This is a genomic window from Shinella sp. NM-101 (assembly GCF_021401195.1).
Taxonomy (GTDB): domain Bacteria; phylum Pseudomonadota; class Alphaproteobacteria; order Rhizobiales; family Rhizobiaceae; genus Shinella.
Genome location: NZ_JACBFT010000012.1, coordinates 29,882 through 56,642, shown reverse-complemented (window position 1 = coordinate 56,642; position 26,761 = coordinate 29,882). Strand labels below are relative to the sequence as shown.

General features: G+C 66.9%; 21 protein-coding genes. 2 read left to right on the top strand and 19 right to left on the bottom strand.

Going from position 1 to position 26,761, the window contains the following annotated elements; all coding sequences use genetic code 11:
• Positions 1 to 6 precede the first annotated feature (6 nt).
• From metK to trpS, 14 genes are all read right to left on the bottom strand, one after another.
• Positions 7 to 1,245, bottom strand: coding sequence for a methionine adenosyltransferase (gene metK, locus L0976_RS20445; RefSeq protein WP_234189087.1), 1,239 nt, complete (start codon positions 1,243 to 1,245; stop codon positions 7 to 9).
• Positions 1,246 to 1,450: 205 nt separating this feature from the next.
• Positions 1,451 to 1,870, bottom strand: a complete 420-nt coding sequence (locus L0976_RS20440) for a helix-turn-helix domain-containing protein (protein WP_203317334.1) — start codon at positions 1,868 to 1,870, stop codon at positions 1,451 to 1,453.
• Positions 1,871 to 2,017: 147 nt separating this feature from the next.
• Positions 2,018 to 3,601, bottom strand: coding sequence for an apolipoprotein N-acyltransferase (gene lnt / locus L0976_RS20435; protein WP_234189086.1), 1,584 nt, complete (start codon positions 3,599 to 3,601; stop codon positions 2,018 to 2,020).
• Between the two features lie 327 nt (positions 3,602 to 3,928).
• Positions 3,929 to 5,080: a hemolysin family protein gene (locus tag L0976_RS20430; RefSeq protein ID WP_234189085.1), complete on the bottom strand. Its 1,152-nt coding sequence runs from the start codon at positions 5,078 to 5,080 to the stop codon at positions 3,929 to 3,931.
• A gap of 9 nt (positions 5,081 to 5,089) precedes the next feature.
• On the bottom strand, positions 5,090 to 5,599 hold the full coding sequence (gene ybeY / locus L0976_RS20425) for an rRNA maturation RNase YbeY (RefSeq protein ID WP_234189084.1): 510 nt from the start codon (positions 5,597 to 5,599) through the stop codon (positions 5,090 to 5,092).
• 16 nt (positions 5,600 to 5,615) lie between these two features.
• Positions 5,616 to 6,668, bottom strand: coding sequence for a PhoH family protein (locus tag L0976_RS20420; protein ID WP_234189083.1), 1,053 nt, complete (start codon positions 6,666 to 6,668; stop codon positions 5,616 to 5,618).
• Positions 6,669 to 6,695: 27 nt separating this feature from the next.
• Complete coding sequence (gene miaB, locus L0976_RS20415; protein ID WP_234189082.1) at positions 6,696 to 8,084, bottom strand: tRNA (N6-isopentenyl adenosine(37)-C2)-methylthiotransferase MiaB; 1,389 nt, start codon at positions 8,082 to 8,084, stop codon at positions 6,696 to 6,698.
• Positions 8,085 to 8,140: 56 nt separating this feature from the next.
• Positions 8,141 to 8,929: a lysophospholipid acyltransferase family protein gene (locus L0976_RS20410; RefSeq protein WP_234189081.1), complete on the bottom strand. Its 789-nt coding sequence runs from the start codon at positions 8,927 to 8,929 to the stop codon at positions 8,141 to 8,143.
• A gap of 172 nt (positions 8,930 to 9,101) precedes the next feature.
• Entirely contained in the window at positions 9,102 to 9,527 is a 426-nt protein-coding gene (locus L0976_RS20405; RefSeq protein ID WP_203317327.1) for a Fur family transcriptional regulator, read from the bottom strand.
• A gap of 37 nt (positions 9,528 to 9,564) precedes the next feature.
• A complete protein-coding gene (locus L0976_RS20400) occupies positions 9,565 to 10,059 on the bottom strand; it encodes a GNAT family N-acetyltransferase (protein ID WP_234189080.1) in 495 nt (164 codons plus the stop codon).
• Complete coding sequence (tsaB, locus tag L0976_RS20395) at positions 10,060 to 10,707, bottom strand: tRNA (adenosine(37)-N6)-threonylcarbamoyltransferase complex dimerization subunit type 1 TsaB (protein WP_234189079.1); 648 nt, start codon at positions 10,705 to 10,707, stop codon at positions 10,060 to 10,062.
• Between the two features lie 30 nt (positions 10,708 to 10,737).
• A complete protein-coding gene (locus L0976_RS20390) occupies positions 10,738 to 11,307 on the bottom strand; it encodes a NifU family protein (protein ID WP_203317324.1) in 570 nt (189 codons plus the stop codon).
• A 96-nt stretch (positions 11,308 to 11,403) separates the two neighbouring features.
• Positions 11,404 to 11,895, bottom strand: a complete 492-nt coding sequence (locus tag L0976_RS20385; RefSeq protein WP_203317323.1) for a universal stress protein — start codon at positions 11,893 to 11,895, stop codon at positions 11,404 to 11,406.
• A 35-nt stretch (positions 11,896 to 11,930) separates the two neighbouring features.
• Positions 11,931 to 12,998, bottom strand: a complete 1,068-nt coding sequence (trpS, locus tag L0976_RS20380) for a tryptophan--tRNA ligase (RefSeq protein WP_234189078.1) — start codon at positions 12,996 to 12,998, stop codon at positions 11,931 to 11,933.
• Positions 12,999 to 13,256: 258 nt separating this feature from the next.
• Between trpS and L0976_RS20375 the strand changes: the two genes are divergently transcribed.
• Positions 13,257 to 13,715 (top strand): YcbK family protein, encoded by a 459-nt coding sequence (locus L0976_RS20375; protein WP_370643756.1) that lies wholly within the window; start codon positions 13,257 to 13,259, stop codon positions 13,713 to 13,715.
• A 10-nt stretch (positions 13,716 to 13,725) separates the two neighbouring features.
• Here L0976_RS20375 and murJ read toward each other — a convergent pair whose 3' ends face one another.
• From murJ to mutS, 3 genes are all read right to left on the bottom strand, one after another.
• Positions 13,726 to 15,324: a murein biosynthesis integral membrane protein MurJ gene (murJ, locus tag L0976_RS20370; protein ID WP_234189074.1), complete on the bottom strand. Its 1,599-nt coding sequence runs from the start codon at positions 15,322 to 15,324 to the stop codon at positions 13,726 to 13,728.
• The gene (locus tag L0976_RS20365; protein WP_234189072.1) at positions 15,321 to 18,164 is read right to left on the bottom strand and encodes a [protein-PII] uridylyltransferase; all 2,844 of its coding nucleotides are present in this window, start codon (positions 18,162 to 18,164) and stop codon (positions 15,321 to 15,323) included. Before L0976_RS20365 ends, murJ begins: the two co-directional genes overlap by 4 nt.
• Positions 18,165 to 18,258: 94 nt before the next feature.
• A complete protein-coding gene (mutS, locus tag L0976_RS20360) occupies positions 18,259 to 20,994 on the bottom strand; it encodes a DNA mismatch repair protein MutS (protein ID WP_234189070.1) in 2,736 nt (911 codons plus the stop codon).
• Between the two features lie 113 nt (positions 20,995 to 21,107).
• On the opposite strand from mutS, the gene L0976_RS20355 reads away from it, so the two are divergent.
• Positions 21,108 to 23,393, top strand: a complete 2,286-nt coding sequence (locus tag L0976_RS20355) for an NADP-dependent malic enzyme (RefSeq protein ID WP_203317319.1) — start codon at positions 21,108 to 21,110, stop codon at positions 23,391 to 23,393.
• A 54-nt stretch (positions 23,394 to 23,447) separates the two neighbouring features.
• Here L0976_RS20355 and L0976_RS20350 read toward each other — a convergent pair whose 3' ends face one another.
• Both L0976_RS20350 and L0976_RS20345 read right to left on the bottom strand, forming a co-directional pair.
• Positions 23,448 to 24,323, bottom strand: coding sequence for a GNAT family N-acetyltransferase (locus L0976_RS20350; protein ID WP_234189067.1), 876 nt, complete (start codon positions 24,321 to 24,323; stop codon positions 23,448 to 23,450).
• Between the two features lie 99 nt (positions 24,324 to 24,422).
• On the bottom strand, positions 24,423 to 26,711 hold the full coding sequence (locus L0976_RS20345; protein WP_234189065.1) for a hybrid sensor histidine kinase/response regulator: 2,289 nt from the start codon (positions 26,709 to 26,711) through the stop codon (positions 24,423 to 24,425).
• Between the last annotated feature and the right edge of the window lie 50 nt (positions 26,712 to 26,761).

Here is a 26,761-nt window from a genome sequence, read left to right as displayed (position 1 = left end):
TCGGCCTCAGTTCTTCAGTGCGTCCTTGAGGGCCTTGACGAGGTCGAGGCGCTCCCAGGAGAAGGAACCGTCGCGTCCCGCCTTGCGGCCGAAATGGCCATAGGCGGACGTCCTGGCATAGATCGGCTTGTTGAGGTCGAGGTGACGGCGGATGCCCGACGGCGAGAGGTCCATGACCTTGCGGATCGCGGCCTCCACGGCGTCCTCGCTCACCTTGCCCGTGCCGTGCAGGTCGACATAGACCGAAAGCGGCTGGGCGACGCCGATGGCGTAGGAGAGCTGGATCGTGCAGCGGTCGGCAAGGCCGGCGGCAACGACGTTCTTGGCGAGGTAGCGGGCGGCATAGGCGGCCGAGCGGTCGACCTTCGTCGTGTCCTTGCCGGAGAAGGCGCCGCCGCCATGCGGGGCCGCGCCGCCGTAGGTGTCGACGATGATCTTGCGGCCGGTGAGGCCGGCATCGCCATCCGGGCCGCCGATGACGAACTTGCCCGTCGGGTTGATGTACCAGGAGCAATCATCGGCGATGGCGATGTCATGCAGCGCTTCGCGGATATAGGGCTCGACGACCTCGCGCACCTTCTTCGAATCCCAGTTGGCATCGAGATGCTGCGTGGAGAGCACGATGGAGGCGACGTCGGCCGGCTTGCCGTCGACATAACGCACGGTCACCTGGCTCTTGGCGTCCGGGCCGAGCTTGCCGGCATCGCCCTCGCCCTTCTTGCGGGCGGCGGCGAGGAGCTGGAGGATGCGGTGCGAATAGTAGATCGGGGCCGGCATCAGCTCGGCGGTCTCGCGGCAGGCATAGCCGAACATGATGCCCTGGTCGCCCGCGCCCTCGTCGCCCTGCTTGTCGGCGGCGTTGTCGACGCCCTGGGCGATGTCGGCGGACTGGGAATGCAGCAGCACGTCGATCTTCACCGTCTTCCAGTGGAAGCCGTCCTGCTCGTAGCCGATGTCGCGGATGGCCTTGCGGGCGGCCGACTTGAACTTCGAGGGATTGATGACGTCCCTGCCGTCCTTGTCCTTCTTCATCAGGCTCGGCGGCAGGCGGACCTCACCGGCGATGACGACGCGGTTGGTCGTGGCAAGCGTCTCGCAGGCAATGCGGACCGACCAGGGGTCGACCTTCGACTTCACGGCTTCGCGGTAGACCAGATCGACGATTTCGTCGGAGATGCGGTCGCAAACCTTGTCCGGGTGGCCCTCGGAAACGGACTCGCTGGTGAAGAGATAACTGCTGCGCATGCGGGAATTCCCCTCAAAGAAAATGGACTTCGACGTTGTTATTCAGTTCGCCGGCCGATGACAAGAACAGAAGGACATAAGAATATCTTTATGTCTCAATTGTTCGGGCGATTTGCCGCGCCTGTCGCGCGCAGGATACAGGGCCCGCGCAACAACGAAAACGGCCCCGAAGGGCCGCTCGTCCATCCGTTCCGAGAGGGAAGGATCACTCGATCTCGGCTTCGGCGGCGAGCGCCTTGACCAGATCGACAAGCTTGCGGCGGACCTTGGGATCGCCGATCTTCACGAAGGCGCGGTTGAGCTGCAGGCCTTCGGAGGAGGAGAGGAAATCGACCACGTAATTGGAGCTGGAGGCTTCGGCAAGGCCGGCCTGGGCGTCGCCCTGCTCGCCCGGCGCATCCTCGAAGAAGAACGAGACCGGCACGTTGAGGATGCTGGAAATGTTCTGCAGGCGGCTGGCCCCGACGCGGTTGGTGCCCTTTTCGTATTTCTGAATCTGCTGGAAGGTAATGCCGAGGCTCTCGCCCAGCTTCTCCTGGCTCATGCCGAGCATGGTCCTGCGAAGCCGGATCCGGCTGCCGACATGTATATCGATCGGATTCGGCTTCTTCTTGTTTTCCATCATCACTTTTGTCCTAACGCGGAAATGGCCCCTACCCACCGGCAGCCTTAACGAAAACTTAACGTCACGTTGTATGCGCAGACTCTTATGGTCGCTACATTACAAGAGAACGGCCGGCGGCGTGCACTATGCTATTTTAGGGGTTTTGGGTCAATTCATCCGATTTCTAAAACCCAGGCGAGAAAGAAGCGCGGTCACGAGGAGTATGCCGAGGACGATCAGAAACGCCGTGTTCTGCCGCGTTGCCCGTTCTGCCGGCGAGAACCTACCCGGAAGGGTTGCATCGACAAAGCCAGGGACGTCGTAGGCCAGGCCCGAAACGACCCGGCCCTTCGCGTCCACGACGGCCGAAATCCCGTTGTTGGCGGCCCGAATCAGCGGCAGGCCGCGCTCGACCGCGCGCAGGCGCGCCTGATTGAAATGCTGGTAGGGGCCGGGCGTGTTGCCGAACCAGGCATCGTTGGTGACATTGAGGAGGGCGGCGGCCGCAGCGGACGCACCGTTGATCTCGGACGGGAAGATCGCCTCGTAGCAGATCAGCGGATACAGCCCCTTGCCGCGGGCCGTCACGAGCTGGTGCTCGCGGGCGCCGGAAAAGCCGCCCGGCATGGCGACGGCACTGACGCCGAAGCTCTCGAAGACCTCGGCGAACGGCATGTATTCGCCGAAGGGAACGAGATGCACCTTGTCGGCGGCGCCGACGATCTGCCCCTTGCCGTCGATGGCGTAGATGGAGTTGTAATAGCGCGGGGCCTTGCCGGAGCCGGCGCTTTCGCTGCGCACCGCGCCGGCGACCAACACCTGGTCGTCATCGAGCACGGCGGCGATGCGCACGAGGGCATCGGGATTGTCGGTCAGGATGAAGGGGATGGAGGTTTCCGGCCAGACGATGATGTCCGGCCGCTGGCCGCCGTCCGCAGGCTTTGCCGCGCTCAGTGCCAGATGCCGCTCGAAGATCTCGGCCCTTGCGGAATCGTCCAGCTTCATCGCCTGGTCGATCACCGGCTGGACGAGGCGGACGACGGTGGTGTCGCTTTCCGGCATCGGTGCGATGTCGAGCGCGTAGTAGCCGTAGCCGACATGGGCGGCGAAGAGCAGCGCCGCGAGCGAAAGGCCGAGCCCCCTGCCCCGCCGCGTGCCGAGGAGGGCGGGCGCCGCGAAGACGAAGACGGCGAGCGCATTCATGGCGGCGATGCCGACGATACCCGACGACTGCATGAGCAGCGGCACGGGCATGATGCCGTAGCCGACGGCGTTCCAGGGAAAGCCGGTGAAGAGCGTGCCGCGCAGCCATTCCCCGACGCCGAATGCAAGGGCGAGCGCGGCGATGCGGCCCATGCCGTCGGACCAGAGGAGGCGGGCGAGCGCGGCCGCAATGCCGTAGTAGACGGCAAGGAAGGCCGGCAGGCCGAAGACGGCGAGCGGCAGCGCCCAGGCGAAGGCGTCCGCCTCGACCAGCAGCGCATTGCCGAGCCACCAGAGCCCGCCGACGAAATAGCCGAAGCCGAAGAACCAGCCGATGGAGAAGGCGGGCGCCAGGCGCCTGAGGAAGCCGGCCTGCGGGGCGGCGCTGGCGCCGTCGAGGAGCCAGACGAGCAGCGTGAAGGAAACGAAGAGCGCCGCGAAGAAGCCGAAGGGCGGCAGCGCCAGCACGCCGACCAGACCCGCAAGAAATGCCGCCAGCGCCCGTCTCGTCCCAGACAGGAGCATGACCTTGCCCGCCAGCCGCTCCATGCCGTCCCCTTTTTCGCTCGTCCCCGAATCAGCCGCGCCAGTCTTCCAAAAAAGCAGCGCCTTGTCCCGCGTCATGCATGGGCGACGGTGGGGTGGACAGCAGGTTTCGGCGCATTTGCGTGCTGCGGGCAGCCAGAATGGGACGCTTCCCCCTCATCCGGCCTGTCGACCACCGTCTCCTTGGCTGCGAGGAGAAGGCAGCGAGCTCAAACAATGCCCGCGCGAAGCACGTCCCCTCTCCCCCTGCGGGAAGAGGGTCGGGGTGCGGAGCCTTGCGGCGGCCTGTTTTTTCAGGGACACGCCGGCAGGCGGCTGTCGCTTGAGACCCTATTCGGCGCTCGCGCCGTCGTTCTGCTGCTCGTTCAGCCTGGCACGGTCGGCCGCGGGGCCGGCGCCTTCGCCTTCCGGGCGGCGCTCGCGGCGGCGGACGGCACTGGCGCGCTTGCGCGTGACACGCACGCGCTTGACGCGGCGCGGGTCGGCGTCGAGGACGTGGAATTCGAAGCCGGGGACCGCCTGCACCACTTCGCCGCGAACCGGGATGCGGCCGAGCGAGGCGAAGATCAGGCCGCCGAGCGTATCGGCGTCTTCCAGTTGCTCGCGGATGTCGAAGTCCGGGCCGATGGCCTCGGCGAGTTCCTCCAGCTCGACGCGGGCGTCGGCGATGAAGACGTCGTCGCTGACGCGCTGGATCATCGCCTCCTCGTCGTCGTGCTCGTCCTCGATGTCGCCGACGACCATCTCGACGATGTCCTCCAGCGAGGCGAGGCCGTCCGTGCCGCCATATTCGTCGATGACGAGGGCCATCTGGGTGCGGTCGGCCTGCATGCGCGCCATGAGGTCGGCGGCCAGCATCGACGGCGGCACGAAGAGGACCTGGCGGATGATGCCGGCCTCGGCGACGGTCTTGGACAGATCGACGCGGCCGAGGTCGAACTCGGCCTTCGGCGCACGCGCCGGCTTTTCACCGGTGGCGGCTGCGGGCTTGGCGCCGTTACGGCGCTTGTTGCGGGCCTGCCTGGTGACATAGGCGAGGAGGTCGCGGATATGGACCATGCCGCGCGGGTCGTCGAGGCTCTCGTTGTAGACCGGCATGCGCGAGCGGCCGGAATCCTCGAAGATCACCATCAGCTCGGCAATGGTGATGTCCTGGTCGACGGCCTCGATATCGGCGCGCGGGACCATGACGTCCTCGACGCGCACCTCGCGGAAGCGGAGAATGTTGTGCAGCATCGCCCGTTCTTCGGGCAGGAAGGCCGGCTCGCCGCCGGTGTCTTCCGTCATCAGGGCCTCGGCGAGGTCCTTGCGCAGCGTGGAGGCGCCCGTCATGCGCCAAAGCCGTGTCGCACGGGACCAGAAGGATGACCGGCCCCCGCTTTCCTGCCTCGGCGCGCTGCTACTACTGCCCGCCTCGTCCTGACTTGAGGCGTCCGCCTCGTTCGTTTCCGCCGCTGCCGGCTGGTTTCTGAAATCGCTCATTGGTCCAAACTATTCTTCGGGGCCATCCCCGTAAGGGTCAGATAGGCCAAGCTCGGCAAGAATGCGAGTCTCCAGCCCCTCCATTTTTTCAGCCTCTTCGTCTGCCATGTGATCATAACCGAAGAGATGCAGAAATCCATGCACCATGAGATGCGTGAGATGATCGTCGAATGACTTGCCGAGATCGGCCGCCTCGCGGGTCAATGTTTCCTCGGCGAAGATGATGTCGCCGAGCATCGGGCCGGGCATCTTGCCGGGCGTCACCGGGAAGGCGGGAAAGGAAAGGACGTTGGTCGGCTTGTCCTGGCTGCGCCATTCCGCGTTGATCGCGCGGATGCTCTCGTCATTCGTGAAGACGAGCGAGACTTCCGGCGCGCCAGTCGTCGGGAAGGGCTGCTTTTCCTCTTTGCGCAGGCATTCCGCCGCCGCGCCGAGTACCCGCTCGCTCATTTCGGCAAGGTGCGCCTCGGAGGGCCATGCGCCCTCCTCGATGGAAATCTGGATGTCCAGTGTACTCATGGTTTCGAGGTCCGCCTCAGCGGTCCATCTGCTCGCTTTCGTCCTGCACGGCCGTCTGCGCCTCGTAGGCGCGCACGATGCGGGCGACCATCGGGTGGCGCACGACATCGGCATCCTTGAAGCGCACCACGGACACGCCTTCGACGCCATGGAGGATCTGCAGGGCTTCCACGAGGCCGGACTTGACGCCGCGCGGCAGGTCGACCTGGCTCGGATCGCCCGTGACGATCATGCGGCCGTTCTCGCCGAGACGGGTCAGGAACATCTTCATCTGCATCGAGGTCGTGTTCTGCGCCTCGTCGAGGATGACGGCGGCGTTCGCCAGCGTGCGGCCGCGCATGAAGGCGAGCGGCGCGATCTCGATGACGCCGGCGGTGATGGCGCGCTCGACCTTGTCGCCCGGCATCATGTCGTAGAGCGCGTCATAGAGCGGGCGCAGATACGGATCGACCTTCTCCTTCATGTCGCCGGGCAGGAAGCCGAGGCGCTCGCCGGCCTCGACGGCCGGGCGCGAGAGGATGATGCGGTCCACCGCGCCGCGCTCCAGAAGCTGGGCGGCATAGGCGACGGCGAGATAGGTTTTCCCGGTGCCGGCCGGGCCGACGCCGAAGACGAGCTCTGAGCGTTCCAGCGCGCGGATATAGGTATCCTGCATCGGCGTGCGGGCGGCGATGGTCTTCTTGCGGGTGGAGATCTGCGACATGGTGAGCTTGGCCTTGCGCTCCATCGTCGGCAGCGAGAGCTGGTCGTCCGCGGCGATCGCCATGCGGAGCGCGCCCTCGACGTCGGAAAGCTCGATGGAGCCGCCCTTCTGGAGCCGGTCGTAGAGATAATCGAGCGCGCGGCGGGCCTGGTTGGTGGCCAGCACCTCGCCGGAGATGGAGACGGAATTGCCCCGGGCGCGCGCATCGATGTTGAGGCGCTGCTCGATGAGCTTCAGGTTCTGGTCGAACTGGCCGAAGAGCTCGCTTGCGTATCGATTGTTCTCGAAAGTGAGCACGAATTGATTGGCGTCGGTCCCTTGTTTCGACTGGCGCGGCGATGACGTCATCAGTTCGTGTCCGTTCAAGCGGTCAGGCTCCTTGCGTTCCGCCCGTCAACCGATCGCTTGCGCGAAGAGGCTGTTGGGCCCGGCATCGGTGATTCGTACCCGGATAATGTCACCGATTTCAGAACCTTTTGCATCAATATTCACAGGCTGCAGCCAGGGCGAGCGGCCGACGAGCTGGCCGGGCAGGCGCCCGGGCTTCTCCAGCAACAGGTCGATCTCCTTGCCGATGCAGCCGCTTGCGAAGTCGCGCTGCTGGCGGAAGAGCAAAGCCTGCAATCTTTCAAGACGTTCGGCCTTCAAATGTTCCGCGACATGGCCATCCATTTCCGCGCCGGGCGTGCCGGGGCGGATGGAATACTTGAACGAAAATGCCTGTGCATAACCCACCGTCTCGATGAGGCGCATCGTATCCTCGAAGTCCTGGTCGGTCTCGCCGGGGAAGCCGACGATGAAATCGCCGGATATGGCAAGCTCCGGCTGGACGGCGCGGATGCGCTCGATGAGGGCGACATATTCGGCCGCCGTGTGGCGCCGGTTCATGGCCTTCAGGATACGGTCGGAGCCGGCCTGCACCGGCAGGTGCAGGTAGGGCATCAGCTTCGGCAGGCCCCGGTGCGCCTCGATGAGGCGGTCGTCCATGTCGCGCGGGTGGCTGGTCGTATAACGCAGGCGCGCGAGGCCCTCGATTTCGGCAAGGCGATAAAGGAGGTCGCCGAGGCCCCATTCGCAGCCATCGGGGCCGAGGCCGTGCCAGGCGTTGACGTTCTGGCCGAGCAGGGTGATCTCGCGCACGCCCGCCTCGGCGAGGCGCTCGGCCTCGGCAACGATCTGGGCGACGGGGCGGGAGACTTCCGAGCCGCGCGTATAGGGCACCACGCAGAAGGTGCAGAACTTGTCGCAGCCCTCCTGCACGGTGAGGAAGGCGGTGACGCCGCGGGCGCGGGTCCTGGCCTTTTCCGGCGCGGGCAGGTGCTCGAACTTGTCTTCCAGCGCATAGTCCGTCTCGACGACGCGCTCGCCGTCCTTGGCGCGGCGCAGCGCCTCGGGCAGGCGGTGGTAGGTCTGTGGGCCGATCACCAGATCGACGGAAGGGGCGCGGCGCAGGATCTCCCTGCCCTCGGCCTGGGCGACGCAGCCGGTGACGCCGATCACCATCCCGCGGCCGTCCTTCGCGCGCGCCTTCTTCATTTCGCGCAAGCGCCCGAGCTCGGAATAGACCTTCTCGGCCGCCTTCTCGCGGATGTGGCAGGTATTGAGGAGGACGAGGTCCGCCTCTTCCAGGACGTCCGTCGCCTGATAGCCGTCCTTCGACAGCGCATCCGTCATGCGCTCGCTGTCGTAGACGTTCATCTGGCAGCCGTAGGTCTTGACGAAGACCTTGCGGGTGATCGGCTCGGCATCGGCCGGGGAAGGGATGACGGACTGTTCGCTCATGGCCGTTTCCATAGTGGAAAAAGGCCGGAAAATGAAGCCCCGTCGCCTGGGGCCTTCTAGCGGCCGCGCAAGCGGGCGCCGAGCATAGCGCGGATGCGCGCGCCGACCGTGCGGCTCACGTCCTTGCGGTTGCTCGCCCGCGTGTAGTCGACGCGCTCGCCGAAATCGACGTCGACATCGACCGCCCCTTCCCGCGCGATGCCGAGGAGATGCGGCAGGAGCTCGATATCGCCGGGCCAGGCGGCGATGGGGCGGTGGTAGCGGCCCATCGCCATGCCGTGCAGGCCGGTATAGGCGATGGAGACGGGCTGGATGTGCACGACGCCGTCCGGTGCATGCGGCACGGCGGAGGCTGCCGCGCCGAAGAGCGAGGTCTTGATCTCCAGGAGCTGGTTGCCGTCCGAGGTGGTGCCCTCCGGAAAGAGCACGACGATCTCGCCGTCCGCCAGCCGCCGCGCGATCTCGTCCACCTGGTCGCCGGTCTTCTGGCGCTGCTCGCGCTCGATGAAGATGGTCGCCTGGAGGCGGGCGAGGGTGCCGAAGACCGGCCAGGTCCGCACCTCGGACTTGGCGATATAGACGACGTCGGCGACGGAGCCGAGCACCATGATGTCCTTCCAGGAGGCGTGGTTGGCGGCGATCAGGAGAGGGCGGCTCCTTTCCAGCGTGCCGTGCAGGCGCACCTTGAGGCCGAGCACCCGGCAGGCGACGCGGTGCCAGAGGCGCGGCAGGTAGCGGCGGATCTTGAGATTGAAGCGCAGGCCGACGAGTTGGGCCGGCAGCAGGACGAGCGTGACCGTGGCGAGGATGACGAGGCCGAGGGCGATGCGCAGCCAGGTGATCACGCGGTCACCCGGAGGTGGGAGGAGACCACTCCCCGACCTCTTCCCCCAGGGGGGAGGGGCTTACCCTGCCGCTCCGTGGGAGGGAAAATGGAAAGGAAGAGCAAGCCTCCTGCTTTCTCCCCGCTTGTGAGGGAGATTCCGGCAGGCGGAGGGGGTCTTGAAGGCCTTCGCCTCACTCGCCCTCCTTGAGCGGAACGCCGTAGAGTTCCAGACGGTGATCGACGAGCCTGAAGCCGTGCTCGCGGGCGATGCGCTCCTGCAGTGCCTCGATCTCCGGTGAATGGAACTCGATGACCTGGCCGGTCTTCAGGTCGATCAGGTGGTCGTGGTGCTCGTCCGGCACGGTCTCGTAGCGCGAGCGGCCGTCGCGGAAATCGTGACGCTCGATGATGCCGGCATCCTCGAAGAGCTTGACCGTGCGGTAGACGGTGGAAATGGAAATGCGCGCGTCGACGGCGGAGGAGCGGCGGTAGAGCTCTTCCACGTCCGGATGGTCGGCGGAAGCTTCCAGCACGCGCGCGATGACGCGGCGCTGCTCGGTCATGCGCATGCCGCGCTCGACGCAAATCTCTTCCAGCGATTTTTCCGCATCAACCATGCGACCAGCCCTTCTCGTTATGCCCCCCGGAAGGGGACTAGCGAAGATCGCGCCGCATGACAAGCGCCGTGGACCGGCTGCCGTCAGCGGCGGCATAATAGGCCTTGCGCTCGCCGACCTTGGAAAAGCCGAGCTTGGCGTAGAGGCCGCGGGCGGCGGCATTGCCCTCGTCGACTTCGAGGAAAATATCCTCCGCGCCACGCATCTTCGCCTCGCGCAGCGCCGCCAGCATCAGCCGCCAGCCGAGGCCGGCGCGGGCGAATCGCTCGTCGACGCCGATGGTCAGGATCTCCGCCTCGCCGGCCGTGGCGCGCGCCAGCACGAAGCCGCCGGCCGTGCGGCCGAGCGCGCCCTCCTTCAGGGCGAGAAAGCCGAAGACGGGCTCCTGCGAGAGCAGCGAATGGAACTCGCCGTCGTTCCACGGCCGGGCGAAGCGCGCGCGGTGCAGGGCCGCGGCAATGCCGGCATCTTCCGTTTCGAGCGGGAATATCTCGAAGACGGGCTTGCGGGTGAAATAGTCGGTGAGGGACATTCAGGCTCTCCGGATCGCAAAACCCGCCTGCGGCTTGGCATCGGGACCGCGCAGATAGAGCGGCCTCGGCAGGTGGTCCTGCGGATCGAGGCGGGCGCCGAGACGGGCGACCGTGACGATGGACGCACCGTCGGCCTGTGGCGGTGCATCGTCGCGCAGGAGATGGGCGGCGGAGCCCGCAAACGCGCCGCCGTGCCCGGCGGCGATGGCGCGCGCCTCGGCCATGGTGGCGATCGCCGGGGGCGTTGCCTCCTCGCCGTCGTCGGCGAAAAGCTGCCAGTAGACTTCGTCACGCCTGGCGTCCATCGCCACAAGCAAGGGCGCGCCGGTGCCGTGATCGGCGGCGAGCGCGGCAAGGCTGGAAACGCCGACGGCGGGAATGCCGAGGGCGAGCGCAAGGCCACGCGCGACGGCGACGCCGACACGGATGCCGGTGAAGGAGCCGGGACCGACGGTAACGGCGATGCGGCCGACGGCCGCGAGGCTGACGCCCGCGGCGTCGAGCGCCGCGTCGACGAACTCCATCAGCCGCTCGGCATGGCCGCGGCCGATATCGGCGCCGGCGGCGCCGAGGACCGCATCCTGACTGGAATCATAGAGCGCCGAATAGCAGCCCGTGCCCGCCGTATCGATCGCCAGGACGATCATGCCGGGCACCGGGTGCCTGGTGCGCGGGCCTTACATGACGGCTTCAACTTCCTGCACTTCCGGTACGAAATGGCGAAGAAGGTTCTGGACGCCGTGCTTGAGCGTCGCCGTCGAGGAGGGGCAACCCGAGCAGGCGCCCTTCATGTTGAGGTAGACGACGCCGTCGCGGAAACCCTTGAAGGTGATGTCGCCGCCGTCCTGCGCCACGGCCGGGCGCACGCGGGTGTCGAGCAGTTCCTTGATGGTGGCCACGATGGTCTCGTCTCCCTCATCGAAGAACTCGCCGCCTTCATCCTCGCTGCCGCCGAGCGCGCCGCCGGCAAGAATCGGCTGGCCGGACATGAAGTGTTCCATGATGTTGCCGAGGATGGCCGGCTTCATGTGCTGCCAGTCGGCATCGTCCTTGGTGACGGTGATGAAATCATAGCCGAGGAACACGCCCTTGACGCCGGGAATGCCGAAGAGGCGGGCAGCCAGCGGCGAAGCCGCGCGCGCTTCCGTCTCGTCGCGGAACTCGGCCGTGCCGGTCTCCAGCACCACTTTGCCCGGCAGGAACTTCAGGGTCGCCGGATTCGGCGTCGCTTCGGTCTGGATGAACATCTTTCTCTCCGTGGCCAGGCGCTTCGGTCGGCCCATTCCTTTAGAATAATTCAAAAGAAGATAGGCGTTTGCGCGCCGCTCTTCAAGACAGGCGGATCAGCTCATTGCATCCAGTTCCTCGTCGGTGAGCTGGTCGGGAATGACCGTCACCGGGATCGGGAAGGCCTGGGCCCGGCTTGCCAGCGAGGAGACCAGCGGACCCGGCCCTTCCTTGGCGGAGCCGGCGGCCAGGACCAGGATCGCGATGTCGCGGTCCTCCTCGATGAGGCCATTGATCTGTTCGCTCGCGACGCCCTCGCGGATCACCGTTTCCGACTCGATGCCGATCGCCTCGCGCAGCGCCTGCGCCGCCTTGGCGAGCACGGCCTCCGCCTCCTCGCGGGCTTCCGCCCGCATGATCTCCTCGACGCCGAGCCATTGCTGGAAATCGGCATTGGCGATCACGTAGAGCAGGACGACGCCGCCGTTGGAATTCTTCGCCCGCATTCCCGCATAATGGACGGCGCGCTGGCATTCCGGCGTGTCGTCTATGACCGCCAGGAACTTGCGGCGGTGCCCTTCAAGGCGGGAAAGTCGTCGAGAAACCATACGCGCTCCTGATACACGGCCTTTTCAAGGCTACTTTACTGCACAAAGCCGATGATGTCGCGAACTTCCTTCATGGTTTTCTCGGCCCGCGCCCGCGCCCTTTCGGCGCCGTCCCGGAGGATCGCGTCGATATGGCTGGTGTCGTCCATCAGGCGGCGCATCTCGCCGGTGATCGGCGAAAGCACGTTGACCGCGAGATCGATCAGCGCCGGCTTGAAGACCGAGAACTGCTGGCCGCCGAACTCGGCGAGGATGTCGGCCTTGGACTTGTCGGAGAGCGCGGCATAGATGCCGACGAGGTTTTCCGCCTCGGGACGGCCCTTGAGGCCCTCGGCCTCGCTCGGCAGGGCATCCGGGTCGGTCTTGGCCTTGCGGATCTTCTTGGAGATGGTGTCGGCATCGTCGAGAAGATTGATGCGCGAGAGATCGGAGGCATCCGACTTCGACATCTTCTTCGTGCCGTCGCGCAGGCTCATGACGCGCGGCGCCGGGCCACCGATCAGCGGCTCGACCATCGGGAAATAGGCATGCACCGGCTCCTCGCCGACGACAATGTCGACGCCCGTGCCGGCCTTGCGGATGTGGGCGCCGAAGTCGATGTTGAACTTCTGGGCGATGTCGCGCGTCAGCTCCAGATGCTGCTTCTGGTCGTCGCCGACCGGAACGTGCGTCGCGCGGTAGACGAGGATGTCGGCGGCCATCAGGCTCGGATAGGCGAGAAGGCCGAGCGAGACCTGCTCGGCATTCTTGCCGCCGGCCTTGTCCTTGAACTGCGTCATGCGCTCCATCCAGCCGATGCGCGCCACGCAGTTGAAGATCCAGGCGAGCTCGGAATGCTGCGGCACGGCGGACTGGTTGAAGACGATGTGCTTCTTCGGGTCGATGCCGGAGGCGATGAAGGCGGCGGCGATCGAGCGGATCTGGCCCCGCATGTCGTCGTGGACGAGCTGGGCGGTCAGCGCATGCAGGTCGACGACGCAGTAGATGCAGTCGTTGTCCTCCTGCAGGGCGACGAACTTGCGGATCGCGCCGAGATAGTTGCCGAGGTGGAGGTTGCCGGTCGGCTGGACGCCGGAGAAGACGAGAGGCTTGAATGCGCTCATGACGGTGTTTCCTTCAGGCGGGTGGAGGGCCTGGTCCCTGTTGCACGAGCAATTCCGGGGTGGAACTGCGTATCGAAAATACGCCGCGCTTATGCACGGCGCCGGTGTCTCGATCAAGAGGGCGTCCGTGCGGCGCCCGCCTTCATAAGCAAATCCTTATAAAAGACACTTTCCGGTTGTTCCCTCCCCCGCGGGGATCCTGGGGGTTTTGTGACGAAAGGGCACGAAGGGAGCTGACCCGTGCGAAAGAACGGTTCCATCCTGCTTGCCTGCGTCGTCGCGCTGACATCGCTCTTCGCGACCGAAACCACCGCAGGCCGCAGCCACAAGCATGCGTCCCGGACCGACAAGTCAGCCGTGGCGAGGACCTATTCCATCCAGACCGCGCGCGTGCGGCACCGATGTTTTCCGGGCAGGTTGCGGGCGATCCTGGCCCACATCGCCCGGCATGTCGGCCGCCGGCCGCTCGTCACATCCGGCCATCGCTCGAACGGCAGGCGTGGTTCCTATCATCGCAAGTGCCTTGCGGCCGACATCCGCGTGCCCGGCGTTTCGGTGAAGCGGATCGTCGCCGCGGCGCGCTCGGCGCCCGCCGTCGGCGGCATCGGCACCTATTGCAACGGCATCGTGCATGTCGACGTCGGGCCGCGGCGCGCATGGCACTATTGCAGCGGGCTTGCACGCCTGAGCCGGCGCGCAAGGCTCGCCGCGCGCTGACGGGAGACGCCTATTCCGCGGAGCCGTCCGTCGGCGCGGCCTTGGCCTGCGCCTTGCGCCCGAGGTTGCGGCGGATCATGCCGAGATTCGCCCCGCCGATGAGGAAGGCGACCGAGAAATAGACGACCATGGCGAGCACGACCAGCATGCCGAGCGCCATCACCTGCTCGTAGAGGCGGGCGGCCGGGCCAAGGCGATCGGCGAGATAGCCGGAGGCATATTCGAGCGTGACCGCCATGACGACGGTCGCAACGAGCAGCCGAGCGACGCGCCAGGCGAGCGCCTTTTCCAGCGGCCAGTGGCCGCGGCGCACCAGCGTGACGAAGAGCATCAGCGCCGTCAGCCAGCCGGAAACCGCCTCGGCCGTGGCGATGCCGCGCTCGTAGAAGAACGGGAAGAGCGAGACCGCCAGCACGCAGTTGACGACGACCGAAAACAGCGTGATGCGCATCGGCGTCTTCGTATCCTCGCGGGCGAAGAAGCCGGGGTTGAGCGCCTTGATCATCACGAAGCCGGGAAGGCCGAGGCCGTAGATGGCGAGCGTGCCCGCCACGATGGACGTCGTGCCGGGGCTGAAGGCGCCGCGCTCGTAGAGGACGCGCACGATCTCGTCGGAAATGACCCAGAGCGCACCGGCGGCCGGCAGCGTCAGGAACAGGACGAACTCCATCGAGCGGTTCTGCAGGTAGCCGGCCTCGCGCTCGTGCCCCCCCTTCAGCGCCCGCGCCAATTCCGGCAGCATGACCACGCCGACGGCGATGCCGACGACGCCGAGGGGAAGCTGGTAGACGCGGTCGGCATATTGCAGGGCGGCGATGGCGCCGTCCTTGGTGGAAGCGATCATCTGGCCGATGAGCTGGTTGATCTGGGTGATGCCGCCGGTCACCGCGGCCGGGAGCGCCAGCCACAGCAGGCGCCTGACATTCTCCGTCATGCGCGGGCGGCGGAAGCCGATGCGCATTCCGGCGTGACGCACCCCGGCATACAGCACGGCCATCTGAAGAAGGCCGGCGGCGAGCACGCCCCAGGAGAGATACCAGGCCGTTTCCAGCGGCGAGGCGCCCTGCCAGAGCCCGTAGCCGAGCGCGCCGATCAGCACGACATTGAGGAAGACCGGGGCGACGGCGGCGGCGAAATAGTGGTGCAGCGAATTCAGCATGCCCGAGAGCATGGCCGTCAGCGACATGCACATGAGATAGGGGAACATGACGACGGCGAGCTTCACCGTCACGTCGAACTTCTCCGTATCGCCGACGAAGCCCGGCGCGATGACCCAGGCGACGATAAGCGGCATCATCAGTTCCATCGCGATGGTCAGCATCAGGAGCACGGTGAAGAGGACGCCGAAGACTTCCTCGGAAAAGCGCTTGGCGCCGTCGAGGCCGCCGGCCTCGATCTCCTTGGCGAAGAGCGGCACGAAGGCGGCGTTGAACGCGCCCTCGGCGAAGAGGCGGCGGAAAAGGTTGGGGAAGCGGAAGGCGGCGTAGAAGGCGTCGGCCATCGGCCCGGTGCCGAGGGCGGCGGCCATCAGCGTTTCGCGCGCGAAGCCGAGCACGCGGCTGCCGAGCGTCGCGCCGCCGACGGTCGCGAATTTCCTGACGAGACTCATTGTTCTGCCCTGATCCTTCTCGCGACGGCGGGAACCGGCGCGATCATGCCCGGCGGCATGCGGTCGCGCAGCTCGTCCGCCTCGTCGGCCATGACGGCCTTCAGCCGCGCGACGATGTTGGCCTGCCGGTTTTCGTTGGTAACCTTCTGGCCGACGAGGTCGGTGACGTAGAAGGTGTCGATGACCTTCTCGCCGAAGGTGGTGATATGCGCCGAGGCGATGTCGAGCGAGAGGTCGGAGAGCACGGCCGTGACCTCGGAGAGAAGGCCGGGGCGGTCGAGGCACTCGATCTCGATGACGGTGAACTTGTTCGACAGCGTGTTGGAGATGGTGACGGCCGGCGAGACCGTGAAGGTGCGGCTGCGCTTGCGGCTCTTCGTGCGCGTCGCGATCACCTCGGGCAGGCGCTTGCGACCCGACAGGACGTCCTCGATCATGCGGCCGATCGTGCCGGCGCGGCGCGTCTCGTCCGCGTCATTGGGGAATTCGCGGTTGACGAGGATCGTGTCCAGCGCGCGTCCGTCGGAGGTGGTGAAGATCTGTGCGTCGACGATGTTCGCGCCCGCCGCCGCGCAGGCCCCGGCGATGACCGTCAGCAGGCGCGGATGGTCGGGGGACAGGACCGTGATCTCGGTGATGGCGTGGAAGGAGTGCGTGCGCACCGCCGTCGCCAGCGTCTGCTTGGCCCTGTCCGCCTCGCGGATGAACGCGGCGTGGCGCACCTGGTCCTCCAGCGAGACCGTCAGGAGATAGGGCTCGTAGTTGAGGCGCGTGTAGGTCTTGCGGTCCTTCTGGCTCCAGTCGGCCGGCAGCGCCTCGGAGAGCATCTCGCGGGCGGCCTGCGCCCGCTCCTTGCGCGACAATTCGGAAAAGCCGCCGGAGATGAGCAGTTCGGTCTCGTAATAGAGCGTGCGCAGGAGCTGGCCCTTCCAGCCGTTCCAGACGCCCGGGCCGACCGCACGGATGTCGCAGACCGTCAGCACCAGCAGCATCTTCAGCCGTTCCATCGACTGCACCCTGTCGGCGAAATCGGCGATGGTCTTGCGGTCGTTGAGGTCGCGGGTCTGGGCGACCATCGACATGGTCAGGTGCTCCTCGATCAGCCAGACGACCAGCTCCGTCTGCTTGGGCGAAAGGCCGAAGCGCGGGCAGAGTTTTCGCGCGACCTTGGCGCCCGCCTCCGAATGGTCCTCCGGCCGGCCCTTGGCGATGTCGTGCAGCAGCACCGCGACATAGAGCGGGATGCGGTCCTCGATGCTCGGCATCACCTGGAAGCTGAGGGGGTGGGCTTCCTTCTCGCGCCCCTGGTCGATGTCCGCCAGCACGCCGACGGAGCGGATCAGGTGCTCGTCGACCGTGTAGTGGTGATACATGTTGAACTGCATCATCGCGACGATCTTGCCGAAATCCGGAATGAAGCGGCCGAGCACGCCCGCCTCGTTCATGCGGCGGAGAATCAGCGCCGGATCGCGCGGCGAGGTGAGGATGGAGAGGAACAGGCGGTTCGCCTCCTCGTCCTCGCGCAGCGCAGCGTTGACGAGCTTCAGCGAGCGGGTGACCTCCTTCAGCGCGTCGGGGTGGAATTCCAGCCCGTTGATGTCGGCGATGTGGAAGAGGCGGATGAGGTTGACCGGGTCGCGCTTGAAGACATCGGGGCCGGCGATGGTGATGCGGCCGCGGTCCTCCAGGAAATCCAGCGTGCCGGCGATCTTGCGCGCACGCCGCGTGAAACGGCTGATCGCGGCGGTGATGCCGGGCGCTTCCTTGGCCTGCTGGTCCTCCAGCGTGGCGCAGAAGATGCGCGTCAGGTCGCCGACGTCCTTGGCCACGAGGAAATAGTGCTTCATGAAGCGCTCGACGGCGGAAAGGCCCGGATGCGGCTGGTAGCCGAGGCATTCGGCGATCTCGCGCTGGATGTCGAAGGACAGCCGCTCCTCCGCCTTGCCGGTCAGGAAATGCATATGGCAGCGCACCGCCCAGAGGAAATCGTCCGCCTTCTGGAAGAGCTTGTATTCCTGCCGGGAAAGGACGCCGAGCTTCACCAGCTCGGCGGGATCGCGGATGTGGTAGAAATACTTGGCGATCCAGAACAGCGTGTGCAGGTCGCGCAGCCCGCCCTTGCCTTCCTTGACGTTGGGCTCGACGAGGTAGCGCGTATCGCCGGCCTTGCGGTGGCGCTCGTCGCGTTCGGCAAGCTTCGCCGCGATGAATTCCGGACCGGTGCCGCGCACGATCTCGCGGTCGAAGCGCACCGCCATCTCCTCGAACAGCGCCACCGAGCCGCAGATGTAGCGCGCCTCCAGGATCGCCGTGCGGATGGTCATGTCGCCCTTGGAGAGCTGGATGCATTCCTCCAGATTGCGTGTGGCGTGGCCGACCTTGAAGCCGAGATCCCACAGGATATAGAGCATGAACTCGATGGCCGGCGCGCTCCAGGCGGCCGGCTTTGCCGGCAGCAGGAAGAGCAGGTCGATATCCGAGCCCGGCGCCAGCGTGCCGCGGCCGTAGCCGCCGACGGCGGTCACCGTGATGCGGGCGGCGGGCGGGGCCTGGCCGGCGCTGAAGACATGGTTGAGCGTGAAATCGTGGAGGACCGCGATGAGCTGGTCCTGCAGCCAGGAGATGCGTGCGGCGCATTGCAGCCCGCTGCCGTCGGCAAAGAGCAGTTCGCGGGCGCGCTCGCGGCCCGCGGCATTGACCTTCTTGAACTCGGCCAGAAGCTCGCGGCGCATGCGGTCGCGGTAGTCGGCATTGGTGCTGGCGATGAACTCGCAGCGGGCGCGCAGCGCCGGAACGTCGAGAAGACCGGACTCGGCCGGTGCCAGAAGCTTCTTTTCCATCGGATGCCGGCCTGCGTCCCGTCTGTCTTCCATCGCCCGTTCGGTTCGCATGCCTATAGACCCTTTCAGCACGCGAGGACAATGATCCGAGGTGCTAGGCTTTGCCAAGTTCTTTCTTCAGCACGTAGAGCGCATCGAGCGCCTCGCGCGGCGTCATGTCATCCGGGTTGAGGCCCTTGACCAGTTCCTCGACCTTCGACGGGCCGCTGCGCTGCGCCTCCTCGCGGCGCACCGCGACCTGGAACAGCGGCAGGTCGTCGATGAGCTGGCTCGCCGGGTTCTTGCGGTCGGCATCCTCAAGCTTGGCAAGCACGTCCCTCGCCCGCGCCACGACCGAGGGCGGCAGGCCCGCAAGGCGCGCCACCTGGATGCCGTAGGAGCGGTCCGCCGCGCCGGGGCCGACCTCGTGCAGGAAGATGACGTCGCCGTCCCATTCCTTGACGCGCATCGTGGCATTGGAAAGGCGGGCGAGCTTTTCCGACAGCACGGTCAGCTCGTGGAAATGGGTGGCGAAGAGGCCGCGGCAGCGGTTCGCCTCGTGCAGGTGCTCGACGGCGGCCCAGGCGATGGAGAGGCCGTCGAAGGTGGCGGTGCCGCGGCCAATCTCGTCGAGGATGACCAGCGAGCGCTCCGTCGCCTGGTTGAGGATCGCCGCCGTCTCGACCATCTCGACCATGAAGGTGGAGCGGCCGCGGGCAAGGTCGTCCGAGGCGCCGACACGCGAGAAGAGGCGGTCGACGATGCCGATATGGGCGCTTTCGGCCGGAACGTAGGCGCCCATCTGCGCGAGGATGGCGATGAGGGCGTTCTGGCGCAGGAAGGTCGACTTACCGCCCATGTTGGGGCCGGTCAGCAGCCAGATCGCGCCGTGGCCCTTGCCGTCCGTCGGCGAGAGGTCGCAGGAATTGGCGACGAAGGCGGCGGCCTGCTGGCGGCGCAGCGCCTGCTCCACGACAGGATGACGGCCGCCGACGATGGCGAACATGGTGGAATTGTCGACCACCGGCCGGCAATAGGCCTGTTCCTCGGCAAGCGCCGCAAGGCCGACGGACACGTCGACGACGGCAAGCGCCAGCGCCGCCGCCTTGATGGCCTCGGCTTCCGCCACCACCGCTTCCACGAGCCCGTCGAAGGCCGCAAGCTCGATGGCGAGCGCCCGGTCGGCGGCATTGGCGATCTTGGTTTCGAGCTCGGAGAGCACCGTGGTCGTGAAGCGCATCGCGCCCGCCATGGTCTGGCGGTGGATGAAGCGGGCCTTGGCCTCGTCGCCCTCTGTCAGCGCCGCGGCATTGCCGGCGGAGACCTCGATGAAATAGCCGAGCACGTTGTTGTGCTTGATCTTCAGCGACTTGACGCCGGTCTCCTCGGCATATTGCAGTTGCAGGCCGGCGATGACACGGCGCGACTGGTCGCGCAGCGCGCGCATCTCGTCCAGCTCGCCATCCGCCCCTTCGCGGATGAAGCCGCCGTCGCGCTTCAAGAGCGGCAGTTCGTCGGCCAGCATCACGGCAAGGCGGTGCGACAGGTCGATCGGCAGCGCGGCGATGGCGGCCCGGGCGCTCGCAAGCTCGCCTTCGAGGTCTTCCACCACCATCAACTGGGCGATATCGGCGGACGTCGAAAGACCTTGCAGGATCGCGCCGAGGTCGCGCGGGCCGCCGCGGCCGAGCGCGATGCGCGAGAGGGCGCGCGGCATGTCGGGCAATTGCTTCAGCGTCCGGCGCAAATCCTCGCAGAAGGAGGGGCGGCCGGCGAGCGTCGCGATCGAGTCGAGCCGGGCGTTGATGGCCTCCGGCTCGGTCAGCGGCGACATCAGCCGTTCGGCCAGCAGGCGCGCGCCGCCGCTGGTGACGGTGCGGTCGATGGCCTTCAGCAGCGTGCCGGCGCGGTCGCCGGACTGGGTGCGCACCAGTTCGAGATTGCCGCGCGTCGCCGGGTCGATGAAGAGCGTCGAGGCCGAGCTTTCGCGCTCGGGCCTTCCGAGCGGCGGGCGCTCGGCGATCTGCGTCTTCTCGACATAGGAGATCGCGGCGGAGGCGGCGGCCAGTTCGGCGCGCGAGAACGTGCCGAAGCCGTCGAGCGTCGAGACGCCGAAATAGCGGGCGATGCGGCCCTCGGCCGTCGCGCTGTCGAAGAGCACGGCCGGCTGCGGGACGGCGACGCGGCCGACGACGTCCAGCACCGGGCGGAATTCGGGATCGTGGAACAGCGTGTCCGGCACGATCAGCTCGCGCGGGTCGATGCGCAGGATATCGGCGAGGAGCTGGCCCTGCGCCGTCTCGGACAGGCGGAAGATGCCGGTGGAAATGTCGATCCAGGCGAGCGCCATGGCGGGCTCGCCCCCGCCGCGGATGCGCGCGACGGCCATCAGGTAGTTGGCGTCGGACGGCGAGAGCAGCTTTTCCTCGGTCAGCGTGCCGGGCGTGACGAGGCGCACGACATCGCGGCGCACCACCGACTTCGAGCCGCGTTTCCTAGCCTCCGCCGGGTCTTCCACCTGCTCGCAGACCGCGACGCGGAAGCCGACGGCGATCAGCTTCTGGAGATAATCGTCCGCCGCATGGACCGGCACGCCGCACATCGGAATGTCGAGGCCCATATGCTGGCCGCGCTTGGTCAGCGTGATGCCGAGCGCGCGGGAGGCATCCACGGCGTCCTGGAAGAACAGCTCGTAGAAATCGCCCATGCGGTAGAACAGCATGCTGTCGGGGTTGGCCGCCTTGATCTCGATATATTGCTCCATCATCGGCGTCGCCGACGCGCGGCTTTCGCCGCTGGCGAGTTCGGCCGTCGACAAGATATCGTTGTGGCGCGCGATCTGATCGTTCACGGAGAGTCTGTTCTTCCTAAAAAAGAGGTGTCACCCTAGCCATGCGGCGATATAGAAAACAACCGCCATAGGCCGATACGGGCCTATCGCCCACAGGAGTGTGAGGGGGGAGCATGCCGGGAACCGACAAGACTGATCGCCAGAGGGCAACCGTCACGGAAAAGGAAGCGCTGGATTTTCATTCGTCCGGGCGGCCCGGCAAGCTGGAGATCACGCCGACCAAGCCGATGGCGACGCAGCGCGACCTCTCGCTCGCCTATTCGCCTGGCGTCGCCGTGCCGGTGAAGGCCATCGCCGCGGACCCGGCGACCGCCTACGACTACACCACGCGCGGCAACATGGTCGCCGTCATCTCCAACGGCACCGCCATCCTCGGCCTCGGCAATCTCGGGGCGCTCGCCTCCAAGCCTGTCATGGAAGGCAAGTCCGTCCTCTTCAAGCGCTTCGCCGACGTCGATTCCATCGACCTCGAAGTCGACACCGAGAATGTCGACGAGTTCATCAACTGCGTGCGCTATCTCGGCCCCTCCTTCGGCGGCATCAATCTCGAAGACATCAAGGCGCCCGACTGCTTCATCATCGAGCAGCGCCTGCGCGAGCTGATGGACATCCCGGTCTTCCACGACGACCAGCACGGCACCGCCATCATCGCCGCCGCCGGCCTCATCAACGCGCTGGCGCTGACCGGCCGCGACTTCAAGACGACGAAGCTCGTCTGCAACGGCGCGGGCGCGGCCGCCATCGCCTGCATCGAGCTGATCAAGTCGATGGGGTTCGCACCCGACAATGTCATTCTCTGCGACACCAAGGGCGTCATCTACCAGGGCCGCGAGGACGGCATGAACCAGTGGAAGTCGGCGCACGCGGTCAAGACCGACCGCCGCACGCTCGCCGAGGCCATGGACGGCGCCGACGTCGTCTTCGGCCTTTCGGCCAAGGGCGCACTTTCGGAGGACATGATCCGCTCCATGGCGCCGCGGCCGATCATCTTCGCCATGGCCAATCCCGACCCGGAGATCACGCCGGAGGAGGTCGCCCGCATCCGTGACGACGCGATCGTCGCGACCGGCCGTTCGGACTATCCGAACCAGGTCAACAACGTCCTCGGCTTTCCCTATATCTTCCGCGGCGCGCTCGACGTGCGCGCCTCCACCATCAACGACGCGATGAAGATCGCCGCCGCCGAGGCGCTGGCGCATCTTGCCAAGGAAGACGTGCCCGATGACGTCGCCGCCGCCTATCAGGGCGTGCGCCCGCGCTTCGGGCCGCAATACATCATCCCCGTGCCCTTCGACCCGCGCCTCATCTCGGCGATCCCCGTCGCCGTCGCCAAGGCGGCGATGGAGACGGGCGTCGCGCGCAAGGACATTCCCGACCTCGACGCCTATGCCCGCGACCTGCGCGCCCGCCGCGACCCGATCGCCTCGACGCTGCAGCAGATTTATGCCCGCGTCCGGCGCCAGCCGAAGCGCGTCGTCTTCGCCGAGGGCGAGGAGGAGCAGATGATGCGCGCAGCCGTCTCCTATGCCAACCAGCAGCTCGGCACCGCCATCCTGCTCGGCCGCGAGGAGCATATCCGCGAAACGGCGGAACGGGCCGGCATCGACCTCGAGCGCCCCGGCATCGAGCTGGTGAACGCCCGCATCTCGACCCGCAACAACGTCTATATCGACTATCTCTATGCCCGCCTGCAGCGGAAGGGCTATCTCTTCCGCGATGCCCAGCGCCTGATCCACAACGACCGCAACCACTTCGCGGCCTGCATGGTGGCGCTCGGCGATGCCGATGCGATGGTGACGGGCCTCACCCGCAACTATTCGACCGCGCTGGAGGACGTACGCCGCTGCATCGACGCCAAGCCGGGCCACCGGGTCATCGGCGCCTCGCTGGCGCTCTGCCGCGGCCGCGCCGTGCTCGTCGCCGACACCGCCGTGCACGACATGCCCTCCTCGGAGGAGCTGGCGGACATCGCGGAGGAAGCAGCCGGCCTTGCCCGCCGCCTCGGCTACGAGCCGCGCGTCGCGATGCTCGCCTATTCGACCTTCGGCCATCCGTCGGGCGAACGTTCCGAGCGGGTGCGCGAGGCGGTGAAGATCCTCGACCGCCGCCGCGTCGATTTCGAATATGACGGCGAGATGGCCGCGGACGTGGCGCTCAACCCGCGCATGATGGAGCAATATCCGTTCTGCCGCCTCTCAGCCCCCGGCAACGTGCTGGTCATGCCGGCGTTCCACTCGGCGTCGATCTCGACCAAGATGCTGCAGGAGCTCGGCGGCTCGACGGTGATCGGCCCGCTGCTCGTCGGCCTCGACAAGTCGGTGCAGATCGTCACGATGGGCGCCAAGGACAGCGACATCGTCAACATGGCGACGCTGGCGGCGTACAATTCGGGGGTTTAGGCAGCAGGCAGCAGGCAGTAGAATCATCCCTACTGCCTATTGGCTAATTCCTATTCAGCTCGCGAAACGCCCCGCATCCGCACCGTAATAATTGAGGTAGCGGCCGGAAATCTTGCCGATGGGCAGGACGATCAGCACGTCCGTCGTGTTGAAGCCATGGTCGACGACGGCGCCTTCGCCGATCGCCGCGCCGAGGCGCAGATACCCCTTGACGAGCGGCGGCATGGCGGTGAGCGCCTTGCGCGCGTCGATGCCCTCGGACGGCATCAGGTCCATGGTGCGGAAGAGCTCCGGGCGGGCCGTAACGTGCCATTCGTCCTTCGCCAGCACATTGTGATGCAGGAAGGATAGCGCCAGTGCGTGTTCCTCCGGTACGGTGCCGTGGAAGGAGGCGCAGCCGAACATCACGTCGATGCCGTGCCTCAGCGAATAGGCCCAGGCGCCCTGCCAGAGCAGCTCGACCGTGCGCTTGGTGCGATAGGCCGGCAGCACGCAGGAGCGGCCGAGCTCCATGAAGCGCTTGTCCGGGTGACGGGCGACCAGCGTGTCGACGTCGAATTCCGACTGGGAATAAAAGCCCCCGGAAACGGCCGCCACTTCCTGCCGCAGCAGGCGATAGGTGCCGACGATCTGCTCCTCGGCATCGCCCTCGATGGAGGTGTCGAGCACGAGAAGATGGTCGCAGACCATGTCCCAGGCGTCGAAGTCCCGCTTGCGGCGCACGGCGTCGGGCGAGAGCCGCGCATTCATCTCCTCGGCAAAGACGCGGTAGCGCACGGCCTGCGCGGCATCGATCTCCGAGACGGAGCGGGCGGTGCGCGTCTCGAGATTGCCGATGCGGCCGAGCACGTCCGTTCCTGCGGCGAGCGCCGCGGCGGGCTTCTGGGCGGCTTCCACCGGAGCGATGGTCTGGGCGAGATCGAGCGTCATGGCGGTATACCTGTTCAGCGAAGCTTCGTGGTTTTAACCACGTTTCTGCAACAAGATAATGACGCGACGCTGCGTTGAACACCCCAAAGTGGCGAGAGCCTATGCGCTGGCGCGCCGCACCAGCCGGGCGATTTCCCCGATGAGCCGCGCCGGATCGGCCGGTTTCGCCAGCACCGCGTCGGCGCCGACGGCCAGCAATTCCTCGCGAAGGCCGGCGCGGCTGTCGGCCGTCAGCACCACGACCGGCATGGGGGCATTGCCGTAGTCCCGCTGGACGATACGCGCGATCATCTCCCTGCCGTCGCCGCCGGGCATGCCGAAATCGGTGACGATGAGGTCCGCCGCGAAGGGTCCGGCCTCGGTGGCGCCGGCCAGCGCGGCGACAAGCCCCGGATAGTCGGGCACATGGCGCACGACATGACCCGCCCGCTCCAGCACGGAGCGCACCAGCATGGCATTCACCGGGTCATCCTCGGCAAGCAGGATGCGGGCCCCCGTGACGGGTTCCGCCGCGGGCGCGGCGGCCTGCTGCGGCAGGTCCTTGAGGATCGGGCGGTTGTCGTTGATGGCGTCGCGGACTTCGATGCCCTTCATGCGGCCGCGCAGGACCTCGACGAGCGAGCGCTCGCGCAGCGGCCGGATGAGCCAGGAATCGAAGCCCTCGCCGTTGCCGATGGCCCGTCCGCCGCGCTCTTCCGGGTTGACGAGATAGATGCGGCGGGCGCCGGCGTCGCGGAAGAAGCCGAGATCGGCCAAGTCGCGGCGGAAGGCGCCGGCGAGGCGGTTGTCGACGATGATGTCGGTGAGCATCGCCCTGCGGCCGGCAAGGCGCTGGGCAAGGTCGAACGCCTCGTCCGTCGAGGTGGCGAGATGGCACGCGCCGCCGAGCGCATCGATGGTGCGGACGAGCGCCGTCGAGGCCGGTCCCGCGGGGGCGAGCACGAAGACGAGGCTGCCGGCGAGGATGCCCTTGCGCGAGCCGCGCGCGGCTTTCGCCGTGCGCATGTCGACCGGCATGCGGATGGTGAAGGTGCTGCCCTTGCCGGGCGTGCTTTCCAGCGTCAGCGCGCCGCCGGCCTCGCGGAGGATGCGGGCGGAGATGGCAAGGCCGAGCCCCGTGCCGCCGCTGCGCTGAGCGGCGCTGCCGGTCTGCTCGAACTCCTCGAAAATGCGGGCCTGTTCCTCGACGCTCATGCCGGGGCCGGTATCGGTGACGCGGACGACGACCGCGCCACGATCCAGCGTGGTTTCGAGCGAGACGCCGCCGGCGTGGGTGAACTTCACGGCATTGCCGACCACGTTGTAGAGCACCTGGCGAAGGCGCGGCGCATCGTAGATGAGGAGGCCCGGCACGTCGGGGGAGACGAAGGAGCCGATCTCGATGCCTTTTTCATGGGCGCGCGGCGAGAGCATTTCCACGACGCTCTCCAGCATCGGGCGCACCGGCTCCTCCGAGGGGCGGAGCTGGAAGCGGCCGGCCTCGATGGTGGAGAAATCGAGGAGGTCGTCGACGAGCTGCACCAGCGCGTGGCCGGACTGGCGGATGCCGGCGAGGTAGTTCTTCTGTTCGGCCGACAGCCGCGTCTGGCCGATGAGGTGCGACATGCCGAGGATGCCGGACAGGGGCGTGCGGATCTCGTGGCTGACGGTCGCCAGCAGGCGCGACTTGGCGGCGCTCGCCTCCTCCGCGCGCTGGCGGGCGCGCTCGCGCTCGCCCTCGGCCCGGCGCTCCTCCGTCACGTCGCGGGCGATGGAATGGACGACGAGCTCGCCGGAGGCCGGATCGCGAACGGTGACGTCGTGCCAGGAATAGATGCGCTTGCCGGCCGGCGTGTTCACGTCGACGTCATAGCGGTGGGCCATGGCCTGCGAGCGGAAGGCAAGGCCGAGCGCCTCGCAGGTCCTGCCCTCCACATCGGCCACACCCGTGAGCTCGCCGAGAATGGGATTGGCATTGAGGATACGGCCGTCGAGCGTGCGCATGACGACGATGTCGCCGAGGACGTCGTGGATGGCCGAGAGGATCTGCGAGGTCTCGCTGTGCTCCCAGGAGCGGTCGTGATCCTTCTCCTGCGCGGTGGCGGGCGGGCGCCGCAGGAGGAAGGCGGCTCCGGCGATACCGGCAAGGCCGAGGCCGGCGGCGGCGACATAGAAGCCGGCCGCCATGCCGGTGGCGAGCACCAGCGCGGCGAACAACAGGCCGAGGCCGGCAATGGCGCTGCGGATCGCCGCAGGGCTTTCCACTGCGGGCGCGCCGGTGGTGCCGGCGGTTTCGGCGGCGCGGGTGTTTCGTGCCGCGTCCTTTCCGGGCCGTGTGCGGGCCTGATGGCGCGGTGCTTCGGCAAATTCGGCCTTGAGCCGGTTCTGTAGCTTGACGGGTTCGCTCATGAGAGCCCGCATAGCATAGCGACCGTTCAAAACCGCTTCAGCAAGTCGTT

Coding starts and splice junctions, on each gene's coding strand:
- metK (WP_234189087.1), bottom strand. CDS start 1,245: ATGCGCAGCAGTTATCTCTTCACCAGCGAGTCCGTTTCCGAGGGCCAC.
- L0976_RS20440 (WP_203317334.1), bottom strand. CDS start 1,870: ATGATGGAAAACAAGAAGAAGCCGAATCCGATCGATATACATGTCGGC.
- lnt (WP_234189086.1), bottom strand. CDS start 3,601: ATGGAGCGGCTGGCGGGCAAGGTCATGCTCCTGTCTGGGACGAGACGG.
- L0976_RS20430 (WP_234189085.1), bottom strand. CDS start 5,080: ATGAGCGATTTCAGAAACCAGCCGGCAGCGGCGGAAACGAACGAGGCG.
- ybeY (WP_234189084.1), bottom strand. CDS start 5,599: ATGAGTACACTGGACATCCAGATTTCCATCGAGGAGGGCGCATGGCCC.
- miaB (WP_234189082.1), bottom strand. CDS start 8,084: ATGAGCGAACAGTCCGTCATCCCTTCCCCGGCCGATGCCGAGCCGATC.
- L0976_RS20405 (WP_203317327.1), bottom strand. CDS start 9,527: ATGGTTGATGCGGAAAAATCGCTGGAAGAGATTTGCGTCGAGCGCGGC.
- L0976_RS20400 (WP_234189080.1), bottom strand. CDS start 10,059: ATGTCCCTCACCGACTATTTCACCCGCAAGCCCGTCTTCGAGATATTC.
- tsaB (WP_234189079.1), bottom strand. CDS start 10,707: ATGATCGTCCTGGCGATCGATACGGCGGGCACGGGCTGCTATTCGGCG.
- L0976_RS20390 (WP_203317324.1), bottom strand. CDS start 11,307: ATGTTCATCCAGACCGAAGCGACGCCGAATCCGGCGACCCTGAAGTTC.
- L0976_RS20385 (WP_203317323.1), bottom strand. CDS start 11,895: ATGGTTTCTCGACGACTTTCCCGCCTTGAAGGGCACCGCCGCAAGTTC.
- trpS (WP_234189078.1), bottom strand. CDS start 12,998: ATGAGCGCATTCAAGCCTCTCGTCTTCTCCGGCGTCCAGCCGACCGGC.
- murJ (WP_234189074.1), bottom strand. CDS start 15,324: ATGAGTCTCGTCAGGAAATTCGCGACCGTCGGCGGCGCGACGCTCGGC.
- L0976_RS20365 (WP_234189072.1), bottom strand. CDS start 18,164: ATGGAAAAGAAGCTTCTGGCACCGGCCGAGTCCGGTCTTCTCGACGTT.
- L0976_RS20355 (WP_203317319.1), top strand. CDS start 21,108: ATGCCGGGAACCGACAAGACTGATCGCCAGAGGGCAACCGTCACGGAA.
- L0976_RS20350 (WP_234189067.1), bottom strand. CDS start 24,323: ATGACGCTCGATCTCGCCCAGACCATCGCTCCGGTGGAAGCCGCCCAG.
- L0976_RS20345 (WP_234189065.1), bottom strand. CDS start 26,711: ATGAGCGAACCCGTCAAGCTACAGAACCGGCTCAAGGCCGAATTTGCC.